Consider the following 16,514-nt stretch of genomic DNA (forward strand, 5'->3'; position numbering starts at 1 on the left):
CAGGCGCGCTTTTCCCTCGCCTGTTGGTCACTTATCAGTGCATACTATGTCGCACAGGCAATTTAAATCCCCTCTGCGACAGGAGTTCCGACCATGCACGCCCTCTCCCACCTTCGTATCGGCACGCGCCTGGCTGCAGGCTTCGCGCTGGTGCTGCTGCTGTCCGTGGTCTCCACCTCCTACGCGCTGTACAGCGCCCGCGTGAATGCCGAAGCGACGCGGCAAATGATGGAAAAACCGCTGGCCAAGGAACGCCTCGTATCGGACTGGTACGTGCTGATTTACTCGGCCATCGCGCGCACCTCGATGATCGCCAGGAGCACCGATGAAACCCTGTCTAACGTGTTTGCCGAGACCATCGCCGACAGCACGAAACAGGGCAGCGAACTGCTGAAGAAGATCGAGACGCTGCTCGACAGCGATGAAGAAAAAGCCATCTTCAAGTCGTCCATCGCCGAACGCGTCAAGTACCAGGATGCCAAGACCCTGGTGATGAATGCGCGCAAGGCCGGCAACGCGGCGCAGGCGGAAAGCACCTACCGCGACAGCTTCGCGCCTGCCGCCGCCAAATACCAGAACAACGTCAAGGCCCTGCTGTCGCAGCAGCGCCAGGCCATCGACGCCACGGCGCAAGCGATCGAGGCGGCCAACGGGCGCAGCTTCACCCTGCTGCTGACCCTGTGCGCGCTGGTGGTGGCGCTGGGCAGCATGTGCGCCTGGCTGATCACGCGTTCGATCACGCAACCGTTGAAGGCCGCCGTGAAGGTGGCCGAGACGGTGGCCGATGGCGACTTGCGCACGCATTTCGGCACGCCTGCCAGCGATGAAATCGGCGACCTGATGCGCGCGCTGCACGGCATGAACGAGGCGCTGCGCAAGGTGGTGTCGGAAGTGCAGACGGGCACCAACGCGATTGCCACGGCCTCCGGCGAAATCGCCGCCGGCAACCAGGACCTGTCGGCGCGCACGGAACAGCAGGCCAGTTCGCTGGAAGAGACGGCGTCGTCGATGGAAGAACTGACCAGCACCGTCAAGCAGAATGCGGACAATGCGCGCCAGGCCAACCAGATGGCGGTGGCCGCCTCCGGCGTGGCAGAACGGGGCGGCAGCATCGTCAGCCAGGTGGTCGACACCATGGGCGCCATCGACACGGCATCGACGAAAATCGTCGACATCATCGGCGTCATCGACGGCATCGCCTTCCAGACGAACATCCTGGCCTTGAATGCGGCCGTGGAAGCGGCCAGGGCCGGCGAGCAGGGGCGCGGCTTTGCCGTCGTCGCCACGGAAGTGCGCAGCCTGGCGCAACGCTCGGCCGCCGCGGCGCGCGAAATCAAGACCCTGATCGGCGACTCGGTGGAACAGGTCAACAACGGCACGCGGCTGGTGCAGCAAGCCGGCAACACCATGGGCGAAGTGGTCGACAGCGTGCGCCGCGTCACCGATATCATGGCCGAGATCACTGCCGCCAGCGCCGAGCAAAGCATGGGCATCGACCAGGTCAACCAGGCCATCGCGCAGATGGACCAGGTGACGCAGCAAAATGCGGCCCTGGTGGAAGAAGCGGCGGCAGCGGCCGAGAGCATGCAGGACCAGGCCGCGCGCCTGGCGCAAGTGGCGGCCGGCTTCCAGCTCGAACACATGGCTACAAAGGCGCCGGTACGCGCCGCGCGGCCGGCGCCCACCCGGCTGGCCAAGCCAGCGGCCAGGAGCACCGCCGCCAGGCAGCCAGCCATCGCTGCCAGGAGCGCGCCTGCTGCGCGCAAGCCCCAGGCGCAGGTGGCTGGCGAGCAGGATTGGGAAGAGTTTTAAGACTGTCAACAGCGCCAGTCAAAAGGGTTTGACAGCGCCGTGGCGCGCGAGGATACTTGTTTCAGGTGGCAGGGCGCGCCACCGGCAGCAATCCGTGTTGCGCCTGACATCGTTCTGCGGGAGCACGAACATGCAATGTATCCGCCGCATCAGCGAACAGCTGCGCCTGGGCCTCCTGTGCCCCTTGCTGCTGTGTGCAGCCCTTGCCGGCTGCGCCACGGCGCCCGCCACCCCGCCTCCGCCCGACCTGTTCAACGATGCCAGCTTTGCCGCGCCCACCGTGCCGGTTGACCCGCAGCAGGCGTTTGCCGTGAGCGACGCCATGCGGCACTACGTGCGTGTCGATATCGCGCGCGAGGGGCGCAGCAAGAATCCCCGCCGCGCGCTCGCCAATGCGCTGTACAACAAGGCGGGACTGCAGCTGGAATACGATGCCGCCATGACGCGCACGGCGGCGCAGGCGTTCGATGCGCGCAGCGGCAATTGCCTGTCGCTGGTGCTGATGACGGCCGCGCTGGCCAAGGAAATGGGGCTGGAAGTACGCTACCAGACCGTGCTGGGGGAAGACAGCTGGAGCCGCAGCGGCGACATGTATTTTGTCGCTGGCCACGTCAACCTGGTGCTGGGCCGGAAGCTGGCGCAGAACAGCGGCGGCTATGATGCCGATGCGGAACTGCTGATCGATTTCCTGCCGGCCCAGGATCTGACGGGCCAGCGCACGCGCACGGTCAGCGAGGCAACCATCCTGGCCATGTACCTCAATAACCGCGCCGTCGAAACCATGGCCAATGGGGAACTCGATCAAGCCTACTGGCATGCCCGCGCCGCCATCCTGCAAGACCCCACGTTTGCGGGCGCCTTCAATACCCTGGGCATCATCCAGCTGCGCCACGGCGACGTCGAGCCGGCGCGGCGCACGCTCGCTTACGCACTGGAACGCTCGCCATCGAACACCGTCTTGCTGTCCAACCTGGCGCAGGCGCTCGACGGCCTGGGACGCGCGGACGAAGCGCAACTGCTGCGGCGCAAATTGCTGGCCCTGCAGCCAGAACCGCCCTTCCACTTTTTCAACCTGGGCCAGCGCGCCATGGAAACGGCCGACTACCAGGAAGCGGCGCGCCTGTTCAAGCGCGAGATCGCGCGCGATCCCTACTACCATGAATTCCACTTCTGGCTGGCGCAGGCGTATGCGCGCATGGGCCAGCTGGCGCAGGCCGGGCGCCAGCTGGAACTGGCGATGGACAACAGCACCACGCGCAGCGAGCACGGGCTGTACGCGGCCAAGCTGCAGCGCCTGCGCGCCGCCAGCGCACATTAGCCTGCGTCAGTCTTCCAAAAACATCTGCTGCAGGTCATTCAGGAAGCACAACCCCCGTTCCGTCGGGCGGATGACCTGGTGGTCGCGGTACAGCAAGCCTTTCGCTTCGGCCGCATTGAGCGGCTGCTCGATGGCGTTGAGGGCCAGGCCCGTGCGCTCGGCGAACAGGTTCGGCGAAAAACCGTGCGTCAGGCGCAGGGTATTGAGCATGAATTCAAAACCCATTTCCTCGCGCGCCAGTTCGCGCTCTTCCTGCACGGGATTGCCAGCCAATACCGCGTCCATGTAGGCGCGCGGCTGCTTGTAGCGGGCCTGGCGCAGCACGCGGTGCGGGAACGATATCTTCGAATGGGCGCCCGCGCCGATGCCCAGGTAGTCGCCAAATTCCCAGTAGTTGCGGTTGTGGCGAGCCTGGCGGCCCGGCTGCGCGTAGGCCGACACTTCATAGCGGCCATAGCCGGCCTGCGCCGCGCGCGCGGCCACCATGTCGGCGATGTCGGCGCTCTCGTCGTCGTCCGGCAGCACGGGCGGATACTTGGCGAACAGGGTGTTCGGTTCAAGCGTCAGGTGGTACAGCGACAGGTGCGGCGGCGCGAACGACAGCGCCGTGTCCAGGTCCTGCTGCGCCTCGGCCAGGGTTTGCGTGGGCAGCGCGTACATCAGGTCGAGATTGAAATTGTCGAAATGCGCGTGCGCGATGTCCACCGCGCGGCGTGCTTCGTTGTCGTCATGGATGCGCCCCAGCGCCTGCAGGTGGCGGCCATTGAAGCTCTGGATGCCGATCGACAGGCGGTTGATGCCGCTGGCCCGGTAGGACTTGAATTTTTCCGCTTCAAAGGTGCCCGGATTGGCTTCCATGGTGATTTCGCAGTCGGGCTCCAGGGGCAGCAAGGTGCGCACGTCCGACATCAGCCGGTCCAGCCCCGCCGCCGACATCAGGCTGGGCGTGCCGCCGCCGATGAAGATGGTGTGGATCTTGCGGCCCCAGATCAGCGGCAGCGCCATTTCCAGGTCCAGCCGCAGGGCGGCCAGGTATTGCGCTTCCGGCAAGTCGCCGCGCACCTCGTGCGAATTGAAGTCGCAATACGGGCATTTTTTCACGCACCACGGGAAATGGATGTACAGCGACAGCGGCGGCAGGGCCGTCAGGTTCAAGCTCCCCGGCTGCAGGTATTTCAGGGCCGCGCCGGCCGCGCCGGAAATGCCTTCCTGCGGCGCAGGAGCGGTATTCGGCTTGGCGGCCGATTTGGCAACGGCGCCCACCAGTTTGATCGGGATCATCGCAGCTTTTCCACCAGCGCGCGCAGGGCCTGGCCACGGTGCGACAGCGCATTCTTTTCATCGGACGTCAGCTCGGCCGCGCACTTGCCCAGCGCAGGAAGGTAGAAATGCGGATCGTAGCCGAAGCCGCCGTTGCCGCGCGCACTGGCGATCATTTCGCCATTCCAGCGGCCGTCGGCGATCACCGGCTGCGGGTCGTCCGCATGGCGCACGTACACCAGCACGCAATAGTAATACGCGGACTTGTCGGCATGCGCTTCCAGGTCGGCGATCAGCTTGGCGCTGTTGGCGGCATCCGATTTCGGTTCGCCCGCATAGCGTGCCGAATACACGCCCGGCGCGCCGCCGAGCGCATTGACGCACACGCCGGAATCGTCGGCCAGCGCCGGCAAGCCCGTCAGGCGCGACGCGTGGCGCGCCTTTTGCAGCGCGTTTTCAACGAAGCTGTGGAACGGTTCGTCGCTTTCCGGCACGGCGTACTCGCCCTGGGCGTGGACGGAAAAACCGATGGTCGAGAGCAGCTCGTTGAATTCCTTGAGCTTGCCGGCGTTGTTGGAGGCGAGGATGAGGCGTTGGGTCATGTCAGTAGTCCGGTTGAAGTGCCGACATTGTAAACCTTTTGCGCTCCCCTCACCCTGGCCCGCTGCCGCGCTGAACGGCGGCAAATGCGGGCTGCTTGCCCGGCGCGGCGGGCAACAGGATGTAAATCCATGTAAAGATTACAGGCCGAGAACCTGCTTCTGCAGGGCGATCAGGTCGGCAATGCCACCCTGCGCCAGGTCCAGCAGGCGGTTCATGCCGGCGCGGTCAAACGCGGCGCCTTCGGCCGTGCCCTGCACTTCGATGAAGTGGCCCGCGTCCGTCATCACGACGTTCATGTCCGTGTCGCAGCCCGAGTCTTCCACATAGTCCAGGTCCAGCACCGGCATGCCCTGGTAGACGCCCACCGAGATGGCGGCGACAAAGCTTTTTACGGGAATGGCGGCAATCGCGCCGCGTGCCTGCAGCTGGGAAAACGCGTCATGCGCGGCCACCATGGCGCCCGTGATCGAGGCCGTGCGCGTGCCGCCGTCGGCCTGGATGACGTCGCAATCGAGGTGCAGGGTGCGTTCGCCGAACGCCTGCAGATCGAAGGCGGCGCGCAGCGAGCGGCCAATCAGGCGCTGGATTTCCTGCGTGCGGCCCGATTGCTTGCCACGCGCCGCTTCGCGGTCCATGCGCGTGTGCGTCGAGCGCGGCAGCATGCCGTACTCGGCCGTCAACCAGCCCTGGCCCTTGCCTTTCAGGAAACCCGGCACCTTGTCTTCGATGCTGGCGGTGCAGATGACCTTGGTGTCGCCGCACTCGATCAGCACCGAGCCTTCGGCATGCTTGGTGTACTGGCGGGTGATGCGGATGGCGCGCAGCGCGTCGACGGCGCGGCCGCTCGGGCGGGATTCAAATGTCATGGGGTGTCCTGTGTGATTGGGGTTGCGGCAGCGATTTTACCACCGCGCGCCCGTCTATTTGCAGTCATGCAACAGCGCAAGGCGCAATGGCAGGCGGTGCACACATGATCCCTACAATCCTGCCCCGCCAAACACAATTTTCTTTACAATGCCGTAAAACGCACACTATTCAGCAATTTTCAGGCCATCGTGCTCTTCGGTCCTGTTTTGCGGCGCGGGCGGTATTGCCTGCGCTGGCTGATTAAGTGTATAAGTGACTGTATACAAGATCAAATCGGGGAATCCTTTGAGCATTTCAAGCATGACAGGCTACGCGGTTGCCACCAGCGAAGGTGCTGCAGGCACACTGACAATTGAAATCAAGAGCGTCAACTCGCGCTTTCTCGACCTGCAATTCCGCATCAACGACGATCTGCGGGCGCTGGAGCCAGACTTGCGCGCCGCCGTCATGTCCGCCATCACGCGCGGCAAAGTCGAGGTACGCCTGAGCTTTGGCCGCAAGGCCGCCACAAACGGCACACAGGCGCTGAACCTGCCCCTGCTGGCCGAACTGGCGCGCCTGCAAAACGAAGTGGGCCAGCATTTTGTCTCCGCCCCCGTCATGACGGTGGCCGAACTGCTGCGCTGGCCTGGCGTCATCGAAGAAGCGCAAGTGGGGCAAGAGTCCTTGCAGGCGGACGTGGGCGCGCTGACCCGCCGCACCGTGGCCGCCTTCGTCGACAGCCGCAAGCGCGAAGGCGCCGCGCTCGAAGCGGTGCTGGTGTCGCGCATCGAGGCGATGGAAGCCATCGTCAAGCGCATCACGCCCTTGATTCCGCAAGTGGTGGCGGCCTTCCAGCAAAAAGCCATCGAGCGCATGCAAGATGCGCTGGGCCTGGCCAGCCAGGGCTCGAATTCGGCCCTGTCGCGCCAGGACGCCATGGAGCGCATCCGCCAGGAAGTCATTTTGTACGGCATCCGCATCGACGTGTCGGAAGAACTGGCGCGCCTGTCGGCCCACCTGGGTGAAACGCGCCACATCCTCACCAAGGGCGGGCAAGTGGGCAAGCGCCTCGACTTCATGATGCAGGAACTGAACCGCGAAGCCAATACGCTGGGCGCCAAGGCGTCCGTCAAGGAACTGGCCGACGCCTCGATGGATCTGAAGCTGCTGATCGAGCAGATGCGCGAACAGGTGCAGAACCTGGAATAACGGCCAGCCTTTCCAGGCGCCAGCCAAGCCGGCCTCGTTGGGACTGGCTCGCCGCCTTGCCTCTTGGTAAAATACCGGATTGGGCGCCGCTTGCGCGAGCATCGGCGCCAACAACACGATTATTGAAAGATCCGCATGAGCCACCCTACCGCCTTCTCCGGCAGCCTGTTCGTGGTCGCCGCGCCATCGGGCGCCGGCAAATCGACACTGGTCAATGCATTGCTGGCGCAAGAGCCCGGCATCAAGTTGTCAATCTCGACCACCACGCGCGCGCCCCGTCCGGGCGAGCAGCACGGCCGCGAGTACTATTTCACGACGGCGGAAGACTTTGTCGCGCGCGCGGACCAGGGCGAGTTCCTGGAATGGGCGGAAGTGCATGGCAATTACTACGGCACCTCGCGCATCATGGTGGAACAGCAAATGCTGGCCGGCACCGACATCCTGCTGGAAATCGACTGGCAAGGCGCGCGCCAGGTGCGCAAGCAATTCCCCCGCGCGGCCGGCATTTTCATCCTGCCGCCATCGATCGATGCGCTGGAAGAACGCCTGAACAAGCGCGGCCAGGACGAGCAGCACGTGATCACGCGCCGCCTGCTGGCGGCCGGCGGCGAAATCGCACACGCTCCCGAGTTCGAGTATGTTATTATCAATGAAGAGTTTACGGTCGCTTTGTCCGAACTGAGCGCGATCGTGAGAGCGGCCCGTTGCCGGTTTGCGCAACAAGCGGCCCGCAACGCATCGCTATTCGCCCAACTGGGCCTGCACGCAGAGTAATTCGTCTGCACGCCAGTTCACACAGCGCCACGCACCACGCATAAAATTTAGGAGTTACTATGGCCCGTATCACAATCGAAGATTGCCTGAAGCAGATCCCTAACCGTTTCCAGCTGACCCTGGCTGCGACTTATCGCGCACGTCAGTTGTTGCAAGGCCACACCCCAAAGGTGGAAGCCAAGGACAAGCCTACCGTTGTCGCACTGCGTGAAATCGCTGCCGGTAAAGTCGGCATCGAAATGCTGAAAAAGGTCCCGATGTAAGTGGGAACCCGCGTGCCGGAACAGTGCTGACCCCTGGTTCTACCGTATCCTTTATTCACACTGTGAAGCAACGCGACGTTTTATGAGTCTGACCCCAGCCGACACGACTTCCGCAGCACTGCCGCCCCTGGCCTCGCGCCAGGCGGCAAAATCGCAGGGCGCTTCCGCGCCCGGCACCGGCGCGTCCGGCAGCAACACCCCCGCAATACCGCCAGCGCCCGCCTTGGGCGTGGCCTCCGTCAGCCACCTGGCCGACAAGCTGGCCGAATACCTTTCCCCTGCCGACCTGAAAAAAGTCAAGGAAGCCTACCGCTTCTCCGACGAAATGCACCTGGGCCAGATGCGCCGCTCGGGCGAGCCGTATATCTCGCATCCGATCGCCGTCGCGGAAATCTGCGCCGACTGGAAGCTCGACGCGCAAGCCATCATGGCCGCCCTGCTGCACGACGTCATGGAAGACCAGGACGTCAAGAAAGACGAATTGATCGAGCGCTTCGGCGCGCCGGTGGCACACCTGGTCGACGGCCTGTCGAAACTGGAAAAGATCGAATTCCAGAGCCAGATCGAAGCGCAGGCGGAAAACTTCCGCAAGATGCTGCTGGCCATGGCGTCCGACGTGCGCGTGATCCTGATCAAGCTGGCCGACCGCCTGCACAATATGCGCACCCTGGACTTCATGACGGCGGCGAAAAAGCGCCGCATCGCCAGCGAGACCATGGAAGTGTACGTGCCGATCGCGCACCGACTCGGCCTGAACAATATTTACCACGAGCTGCAGGACCTGTCGTTCTCACACCTGTATCCGATGCGCTACCGCACCCTGGCGAAAGCCGTCAAGGCGGCGCGCGGCAACCGGCGCGAAGTGGTCAACAAGATCATGGAAGCGGTGAAAAGCACCCTGTCCATGGCCGAACTCGAGGCCGACGTCACGGGCCGCGAAAAGACCCTGTACGACATCTATAAAAAGATGCGCAGCAAGCATTTGTCGTTCTCGCAAGTGCTGGACGTGTACGGCTTCCGCGTGGTGGTCGGCAGCTTTGCCGACTGTTACGTGACCCTGGGCACCTTGCACAGCCTGTACAAGCCGATGCCGGGCAAGTTCAAGGATTACATCGCAATCCGCAAGCTGAACGGCTACCAGTCGCTGCACACGACCGTCATCGGCCCCTACGGCACGCCCGTGGAATTCCAGATCCGCACGCAGGAAATGCACCGCACGGCCGAATCCGGCGTGGCGGCGCACTGGCTGTACAAGAGCGGCGAATCGAACCCGTCCGACTTGCAGCAGCGCACGCATGCATGGCTGCAATCCTTGCTCGACATCCAGCAGCAGACGGGCGACTCGGCCGAATTCCTCGAACACGTCAAGGTCGACCTGTTCCCCGATTCCGTCTACGTGTTTACGCCGAAGTCGAAGATCATCGCCCTGCCGCGCGGCGCCACGGCCATCGACTTCGCCTATTCGATCCATACGGGCATCGGCGACCAGACCGTGGCCGTGAAAATCAACAACGAAACCTCGCCTCTGCGCACCGAGCTGCACAATGGCGACATCGTCGAGATCATCACCGATTCCTCGTCGCGCCCCAGCCCGACCTGGCTGTCGTTCGTGCGCACCGGCAAGGCCCGTTCGGCCATCCGCCACCATTTGCGCACGATCAACCTGCCTGAATCGATCGCCCTGGGCCAGCAACTGCTGTCGCAGGCGCTGCACGCCCTGAACATCGACGCCGACCTGCCGGCGCCATTGATCGAACGCCTGCTCAACGAATCGAGCGCCAACTCCATGGACGAGCTGTACGCGGACATCGGCATCGGCAAGCGCATGGCCACCCTGGTGGCGCGCCACATCTTCGGCCTGATCGGCGGCGAAGCGGCCAGCATGCCGGTGGAGCACAATAGCGGCAGCGAGCTCGACCCCGTCACCATCTGCGGCAGCGAAGGCGTCTCGGTACAGCTGGCGCCATGCTGCCTGCCGATTCCCGGCGACCAGATCATCGGCCAGCTGCGCCGCGACCAGGGTTTGCTGGTGCACACGAGCGACTGTTCGCAAGCGAAACGCCAGCGCGCCAAGGAACCGGACCGCTGGATCGCCGTGCGCTGGGGAACCGAACTGAACCGCCGCTTCGACTGCCGCATCAAGGTGCTGATCAACAGCGAACGGGGCATCCTGGCGAGAGTCGCCGCCGAGATCGGCGAGTCCGACGCCAACATCATCTATGTCGGCATGGACGAAGACAAGGACAACGTTCTCGACCAGCTGCGCTTCACCGTGCAAGTCAAGGATCGCGTCCACCTGGCCGCCCTGCTGCGCAATGTGCGCCGGGTCGCCGGGGTCAATCGGATATTGCGCGAACGCAACTGATTCACGCGGCACAAAGCCGGGGTCAGACCCGACGGGTCTGACCCCGGATCTACGCTGCGGACTACCGGCTCAGTTCTGCAACTCTCCGTAAAAACGCCGGGTCTCCTACCGCAAATTCGGCATTGATTGCTTCACGCAGTTGCCCGAGACAACGCTCGCCTAATGCATCCTGGAATAACGACTGGTATGTTTTTTGCCGTTCAAACGCATCATGCCCAAGCATCAAGTACAAGGAATGCGGAGACAGCAGATCATCATGCATACCCTGCGCATTGCTCCGATAACTGGACCAGCAATATTGCCCAGGCAATGCCACGATACCGGCCCTGACGGGATTGAGTTCGATATAGCGCTGGCAAATCAATAAATAACGCTCGCCCTGCACCAGGCAAGATTTGTAGCGGCCTTCCCACAAGCTGCCGGTGCGCCCATAACGCCAGTTGAAATACTGCACATAACGCTGATTCAGCATTTTCATCAGCGACGACAGAGAGGCTGTGCTTTGCGTGGAAAGCAAGAAATGCACATGATTGCTCATGACCACATACGCATGCAGATAGCATGGCACAAGCGCCAAACAACTACGCAGATAATCAAGATAGCACCGCTTGTCCTGCCCATCAAGAAAGCATGCTTGGCGATTCACTCCGCGCTGCATCACATGCAGCGGAACACCGGGCAAGACGAGCCGAAGGCGGCCGGGCATGGCAACTCCTGATACCGACTAAATGATCAGTGTGCCTGTACGCGCCTCAGACACTCTGCGTCAACGCAAACTACGCCTCCCCCGGCGCCGGGTACGTCACTTCCAGCAACTCCAGTTCCTGCTCGCCCAGCGGCGTGTTGAGGGTGATCACGTCGCCTTCGCGCGCCTTGGTGATGGTGCGGGCCATGGGCGAGATCCAGCTGATCTTGCCGTTCAGGGGGTCGAATTCATCGATGCCGACGATGGTGATGGTGTGCGTTTCGCCGTCGCTGGTGCGGTAGCTTACCGTGGCGCCGAAAAACACCTGATCGTTGCCATGGTGCACGCTGGGATCGACGATGGCGGCCAGGTCCATGCGCTTGGTGAGGAAGCGGATGCGGCGGTCGATTTCGCGCAGGCGCCGCTTGCCGTAGATATAGTCGCCATTTTCCGAACGGTCGCCATTCGACGCCGCCCAATGGACGATGCGCACGACTTCAGGACGGTCGACGTCGATCAGCTGCAGCAGCTCTTCCTTGATGCGCTGGTAACCGGCCGGCGTGATGTAGTTCTTGGCGCCGGCGGGAATGGCCAGCGCCAGCGCGGCAGCTTCTTCATCGTCGTCGTTGTCGGATTCTTTTACAAAGGCTTTATTCATCCGCCTATTGTAGCCCCGCCAGGGAGCCGCAGGCACACGGGATGCGGGGGCAGACGGGCTTTTTTGACGTATCATCGTGGCAATCGCGGCAAACGTGGGCCGCACACGGAGACGGATGAAAAAATTCTACAGAGTCAGGCGCTGGCTGTTCGCGCCGCTGGTCTACCTGGCCGCCGTCTGCCTGCTGATCGAGGAATGGCTGTGGGCGACGGGCGCGCGCATCATGCAGGTGGTGGCGCAATTCCCCCCCCTGCATGCGCTCGAAGCGTGGATCAAGCGCCTGCCGCCGTACTGGGCGCTGGCCATCTTCGTGCTGCCGGCCGTGCTGCTGTTTCCCGTCAAGCTGCTGGCCCTACTGGCGATCGCGCGCGGCCATGCATTTTCCGGCATCGGCGTGATCATCATCGCCAAGCTGGGCGGCGCGGCCGCCGTCGCCCGCCTGTACAGCCTGACGCGCCCCACCCTGCTCAGTTTGCCATGGTTTGCGCGCTGGCATGGCCTGTTCATGGCAACCAAGGACCGCTGGATCGCCCGCCTGCGCGCCACGCGCCCATGGCGCCGTGTCAGCCGCCTGTCGGCCGCGCTGGGCCGCGCCCGCCGTGCCTGGTGGCAGCGCTTGCGCAAGGGTACGCCAGGGGGCCATAATTCCCGCCCAGCAAGGGTGCTGCGCCGCTTCGCCGCCTTCTGGCGCGCCCGCCGCTGATGAAGAAAGGCCACTCCATGCACGACACTCCCCGGCTGGCGCCCGCCATGCGCGCGGCGGCGCCGGAAATCTATCTGTACGACGCAGCCAGCTTGCAATTGCTCGATGCCAACGATGCCGCCTGCGACAACTTGCAATATGCACGCAAGGAAATGCTGGCGATGACGCCCTTCACGCTGGCGCCACAGCTCGACGCGCAGCAGCTGGCCGCCGTGCTGGCGACCCTGGACGACAGCATCGGCGCGCAAGCCCGGCTGCACGTGCAGCAGCGCCGCCGCGATGGCAGCCTGTATTCGCTCAGCCTGCACCTGTCGCGTGCCAGCCGCCAGGGGCGCGCCCTGCTGCTGGCCGAGGGCGAAGACCTGCGCACGCCGCAGGCGACGGCCGCCGCCCTGGCGCAGGTGCAGTCGCGCTTCAACGCCATCGTCTCGAATACGCCGGGTCTGGTGTACCAGTTCTGCCTGCATGCGGATGGGCGCGCCGCCTTCCCCTACCTGAGCGACGGCTGCCAGGCCCTGCTGGGCCTGAGCCCGGCAATGCTGCACGCGCGCCCGGAACTGTTCTATCAATTGATCCTGGCCGACGACCGCGCCTCGTATCTGGAATCGATGCAGGCATCGAAGGCCGCCTTATGGAGCTGGAACTGGGAAGGCCGCATCTGGATCGATGCCTGGAAGGACGTCAAATGGATCAATCTGCGCTCCACGCCGCGCGCGCTGGCCGACGGCACGGTGCAGTGGGAAGGCATCATGACGAATATCACGGAAAGCCGGCTGGAACAGAGCGAAGTGCGCCAGTCGCGCGCGCGCCTGGCCGAGCTGACTGCACATATCGACAAGGTCAAGGAACACGAACGCACGCGCCTGGCGCGCGAATTGCACGATGACCTGGGCGGCAATTTGACGGCGATCAAGATGGCGCTGGCCATGCTGGCGCGCCGCCTGCCGCCGGACGATGCGCTGCTGCAGGAAAAGGCCGACTATGTCGATGCCCTGGTCGACCGCAGCATCGATGCCGTGCACCGCATTTCGCTGGACTTGCGCCCGTCCATGCTGGACCTGGGCCTGGTCGCCGCGCTGGACTGGCAAGTGAAGGAATTCGCGCGCATGGCCGGCATCGCATGCCAGTTCCTGTCGAACCGCCAACATATCGAACTGGAGCTGGACCAGGCAACCAGCCTGTTCCGCATCGCCCAGGAAGCGCTGACGAATATCGCCAAGCATGCGCAGGCAAGCAAGGTCAGCGTGCGCCTGGCCCGGCAGCGCCAGCATATCAGCCTGTCGATCGCCGACAATGGCGTCGGCATGCGCCTGTCCGACCGCGCCAAGCCGCAATCGTTCGGCATCCGCGGCATGGCCGAACGCGCTAGCGCGCTGGGCGGCACCCTGAGCCTGATGGATGGGCCGGATGGCGGCACCATCCTGAGCATAAAAATCCGGCTGACCACGCCGCGAGAGGCGATAATAGCGGCTGCAGCCAGCGCGCCCGCGCACAGCGGGCCGCCGCCAGACACGGCCTAGTGGGTGAATTAGATAGGAAACAACGCAGTCATGAAAGAAAAAGCCACCATCCGGGTATTCATCGCCGACGATCACGCGATCGTGCGCGAAGGCTTGAAGCAAATCCTCGCCGATACGAAGGACATCATCGTGGCCGGCGAGGCTGAAAATGGCCACGACGCCATCAAACTGTTCCGCGGCTCGAAATGCCAGGTGTTGCTGCTCGACATCTCCCTGCCCGACCGCAGCGGCATCGAGGTGCTCAAGCAGATCAAGAAGGAAAAGCCGGAACTGGCCGTACTGATGCTCTCCATGCACCGCGAGGACCAGTATGCCATCCGCTCGCTCAAGGCGGGCGCGGCCGGCTACCTGACGAAACAGAGCGCGCCGCGCGAACTGGTCACGGCCATCCGCCAGGTGGCGCAGGGATTAAAATACATCAGCGCCTCGCTGGCGCAGGAACTGGCCAATACGGTGGGCGAAGACCACGAAACGGCCTTGCACGACACCTTGTCGGACCGCGAATACCAGACCCTGGTCATGATCGCTTCGGGCAAAGCGGTCGGCGCCATCGCCGAAGAACTCAAATTGTCCGTGAAAACCGTCAGCGAATACCGCGCCCGCCTGCTGGTCAAGATGAAACTCAAGAACAGCGCCGAACTGACGCATTACGCCATCCGCAACCAGCTGGTCGATTGACGGCAAAGCGGCATGCCCGCTGGCATCGGGCGAATTGACAGGACTTCTCCTTGCTTCTCGCACAATAAGTTCTTTGCCAACTCGCATATCATGAGGATAATGAGAAATATCTGAAAAGGCTGTGCCTACATGTCCAGTAAATTGCCATCCTCACCTGCAAGCGCGCCCGCTGGCGCCACGACGACCGCCGCCGGTGCGGCGATGAATCCGGCCGATATCGCCCGCGAAGCGTTTCGCCGCCTGGCGACGCGCCGCATCGCCCCGACACCGAGCGCCTACCGCGATATCTACAATGAAATCGCCGGCATCAGCGAACCGGCGGACAGCCCTGCCGCGCCGGGAGCCGTGCTGGCCGCCAGCGCACCCACGGAGAGTGGCGCGGAAAACGTCCTGACGCAGTTTGCCGCCAAGATGAGCGAATCGGCGGGCGAACTGGGCGACTTTGGCCGGCGTTTCCAGCGCGCCCTGAAAGCACGCGACTGGGACAGCTATGCGCGCACCCTGGCGCAACTGGCGGAAAAACAGGTCAAGAAAGGCGGCGGCATCGAACTGCCGCCCCTGCCGGACGGCGAACAGACGCGCACCCTGCGCGAATTGCTCAGCCGCACCCTGGGCTTTGCCGTCGCCACCTTGCTGACGGGCACGCCCGCGCTGGTGGAAGAGGCCGAATCGCTGGGCGCGGCCATCAAGCTGGCCCACACGGAAGAAGCGCTGAACGAAGCGGCCCTGCGCCTGAAGCAGCTGTGCTACCAGATCGAATTGAAAAGCGGCGATACGGCCGAGCAGCAGGAATTGCTGCTGCGCCTGTTCAAGTTACTGCTGGACAACGTCAGCCAGTTGCTCGACGACGACAGCTGGCTGCGCGGCCAGGTCGATGCCGTGCAAAACCTGATCGCCGGCCCGCTCGACCAGCGCGCGCTGGAAGACGCCACGCGCAGCCTGAAGGAAGTCATCTACAAGCAAGGCCAGCTCAAGCACAGCCTGTCCGACGTCAAGCTGACGGTCAAGAACATGATGATGACCTTCATCGACCGCCTGGGGCAGGTGGCGGCCAGCACGGGCGACTTCCATGAAAAGATCGGCGGCTATTCGGAAAAGATCAGCCAGGCGGAAAATATCAGCGAACTGAACAGCGTGCTCGACGAAGTCTTGCGCGAAACGCGCATGGTGCAGAACGAAGCCTTGCGCGCGCGCGACAAGATGGTGCTGGCGCGCCAGGAAGTGCAGGATGCGGAACAGCGCATCCATACCCTGGAAGCGAAGCTCCAGCATATGAGCGAACTGGTGCGGGAAGACCAGCTGACGGGCAGCCTGAACCGCCGTGGCCTGGACGACGTGTTCGAACGCGAGACGGCCCGTTCCGACCGCCGCGGCACGCCGCTGTGCATCGCCATGCTGGACCTGGACGATTTCAAGCGCCTGAACGACACCTACGGCCACCTGGCCGGCGATGCGGCGCTGAAACACCTGGTGAAGATCGTCAAGGAAACCCTGCGCTCGATGGACGTCATCGCCCGCTTCGGCGGCGAGGAATTCCTCATCCTGCTGCCGGAAACGACGGTCGAGGCGGCCGCCTCGACGATGACGCGACTGCAGCGCGAGCTGACCCGGCATTTCTTCCTGCACGACAACGAAAAAGTCTTGATCACCTTTTCCGCCGGCGTGGCCCTGCGCCTGCCCAATGAAGACCAGGCCGAGCTCGTCAAGCGCGCCGACCGCGCCATGTACCAGGCCAAGCAGACGGGCAAGAACCGGGTCGTGGTGGCGGACTGAGCCCGGCTCGCTTCACGACATGCCGTCCCGCTGCCCAGCCGGAC

15 protein-coding genes are annotated in these 16,514 nt (G+C 63.6%); 10 read left to right on the plus strand and 5 right to left on the minus strand.

Going from position 1 to position 16,514, the window contains the following annotated elements; genetic code table 11:
* The first annotated feature begins 93 nt into the window (after positions 1-93).
* Both AC54AF_RS09080 and AC54AF_RS09085 read left to right on the plus strand, forming a co-directional pair.
* Entirely contained in the window at positions 94-1,812 is a 1,719-nt protein-coding gene (locus AC54AF_RS09080) for a methyl-accepting chemotaxis protein (RefSeq protein ID WP_496636290.1), read from the plus strand.
* Between the two features lie 130 nt (positions 1,813-1,942).
* Positions 1,943-3,130: a tetratricopeptide repeat protein gene (locus AC54AF_RS09085; RefSeq protein ID WP_496636291.1), complete on the plus strand. Its 1,188-nt coding sequence runs from the start codon at positions 1,943-1,945 to the stop codon at positions 3,128-3,130.
* A 6-nt stretch (positions 3,131-3,136) separates the two neighbouring features.
* On the opposite strand, the gene hemW is transcribed toward AC54AF_RS09085, so the two are convergent.
* From hemW to rph, 3 genes are all read right to left on the minus strand, one after another.
* On the minus strand, positions 3,137-4,411 hold the full coding sequence (gene hemW / locus AC54AF_RS09090) for a radical SAM family heme chaperone HemW (protein ID WP_496636292.1): 1,275 nt from the start codon (positions 4,409-4,411) through the stop codon (positions 3,137-3,139).
* Positions 4,408-4,992 carry an RdgB/HAM1 family non-canonical purine NTP pyrophosphatase gene (rdgB, locus tag AC54AF_RS09095; protein WP_496636293.1) on the minus strand — a complete coding sequence of 195 codons (585 nt, stop codon included), beginning with the start codon at positions 4,990-4,992 and terminating at the stop codon, positions 4,408-4,410. Before rdgB ends, hemW begins: the two co-directional genes overlap by 4 nt.
* Before the next feature lie 138 nt (positions 4,993-5,130).
* Positions 5,131-5,859: a ribonuclease PH gene (gene rph / locus AC54AF_RS09100; RefSeq protein ID WP_131687774.1), complete on the minus strand. Its 729-nt coding sequence runs from the start codon at positions 5,857-5,859 to the stop codon at positions 5,131-5,133.
* A 301-nt stretch (positions 5,860-6,160) separates the two neighbouring features.
* Here rph and AC54AF_RS09105 point away from each other — a divergent pair, with 301 nt between their 5' ends.
* The 4 genes from AC54AF_RS09105 to AC54AF_RS09120 all read left to right on the plus strand — a co-directional run bounded on the left by AC54AF_RS09105 (position 6,161) and on the right by AC54AF_RS09120 (position 10,453).
* Positions 6,161-7,051 (plus strand): YicC/YloC family endoribonuclease, encoded by an 891-nt coding sequence (locus AC54AF_RS09105; RefSeq protein WP_099377928.1) that lies wholly within the window; start codon positions 6,161-6,163, stop codon positions 7,049-7,051.
* Positions 7,052-7,186: 135 nt separating this feature from the next.
* On the plus strand, positions 7,187-7,825 hold the full coding sequence (gmk, locus tag AC54AF_RS09110; RefSeq protein ID WP_099762610.1) for a guanylate kinase: 639 nt from the start codon (positions 7,187-7,189) through the stop codon (positions 7,823-7,825).
* Between the two features lie 59 nt (positions 7,826-7,884).
* Entirely contained in the window at positions 7,885-8,088 is a 204-nt protein-coding gene (gene rpoZ, locus AC54AF_RS09115) for a DNA-directed RNA polymerase subunit omega (protein ID WP_010400723.1), read from the plus strand.
* Between the two features lie 82 nt (positions 8,089-8,170).
* Positions 8,171-10,453: a RelA/SpoT family protein gene (locus AC54AF_RS09120; RefSeq protein ID WP_496636294.1), complete on the plus strand. Its 2,283-nt coding sequence runs from the start codon at positions 8,171-8,173 to the stop codon at positions 10,451-10,453.
* Positions 10,454-10,514: 61 nt separating this feature from the next.
* Here the strand turns inward: AC54AF_RS09120 and AC54AF_RS09125 are convergent, their stop codons facing one another.
* Positions 10,515-11,159 (minus strand): transposase, encoded by a 645-nt coding sequence (locus tag AC54AF_RS09125; protein ID WP_496636295.1) that lies wholly within the window; start codon positions 11,157-11,159, stop codon positions 10,515-10,517.
* Positions 11,160-11,229: 70 nt separating this feature from the next.
* Positions 11,230-11,796, minus strand: a complete 567-nt coding sequence (greB, locus tag AC54AF_RS09130) for a transcription elongation factor GreB (protein ID WP_496636296.1) — start codon at positions 11,794-11,796, stop codon at positions 11,230-11,232.
* Positions 11,797-11,911: 115 nt separating this feature from the next.
* Here greB and AC54AF_RS09135 point away from each other — a divergent pair, with 115 nt between their 5' ends.
* From AC54AF_RS09135 to AC54AF_RS09150, 4 genes are all read left to right on the plus strand, one after another.
* The gene (locus AC54AF_RS09135) at positions 11,912-12,499 is read left to right on the plus strand and encodes a hypothetical protein (protein ID WP_496636297.1); all 588 of its coding nucleotides are present in this window, start codon (positions 11,912-11,914) and stop codon (positions 12,497-12,499) included.
* Between the two features lie 17 nt (positions 12,500-12,516).
* The gene (locus AC54AF_RS09140) at positions 12,517-14,019 is read left to right on the plus strand and encodes a sensor histidine kinase (RefSeq protein ID WP_496636298.1); all 1,503 of its coding nucleotides are present in this window, start codon (positions 12,517-12,519) and stop codon (positions 14,017-14,019) included.
* A gap of 30 nt (positions 14,020-14,049) precedes the next feature.
* A complete protein-coding gene (locus tag AC54AF_RS09145; protein ID WP_034753998.1) occupies positions 14,050-14,697 on the plus strand; it encodes a response regulator in 648 nt (215 codons plus the stop codon).
* Between the two features lie 201 nt (positions 14,698-14,898).
* Entirely contained in the window at positions 14,899-16,470 is a 1,572-nt protein-coding gene (locus AC54AF_RS09150; RefSeq protein ID WP_496636359.1) for a diguanylate cyclase, read from the plus strand.
* Positions 16,471-16,514: the final 44 nt, after the last annotated feature.

It is taken from the genome of Janthinobacterium sp. JF4, from assembly GCF_059617925.1.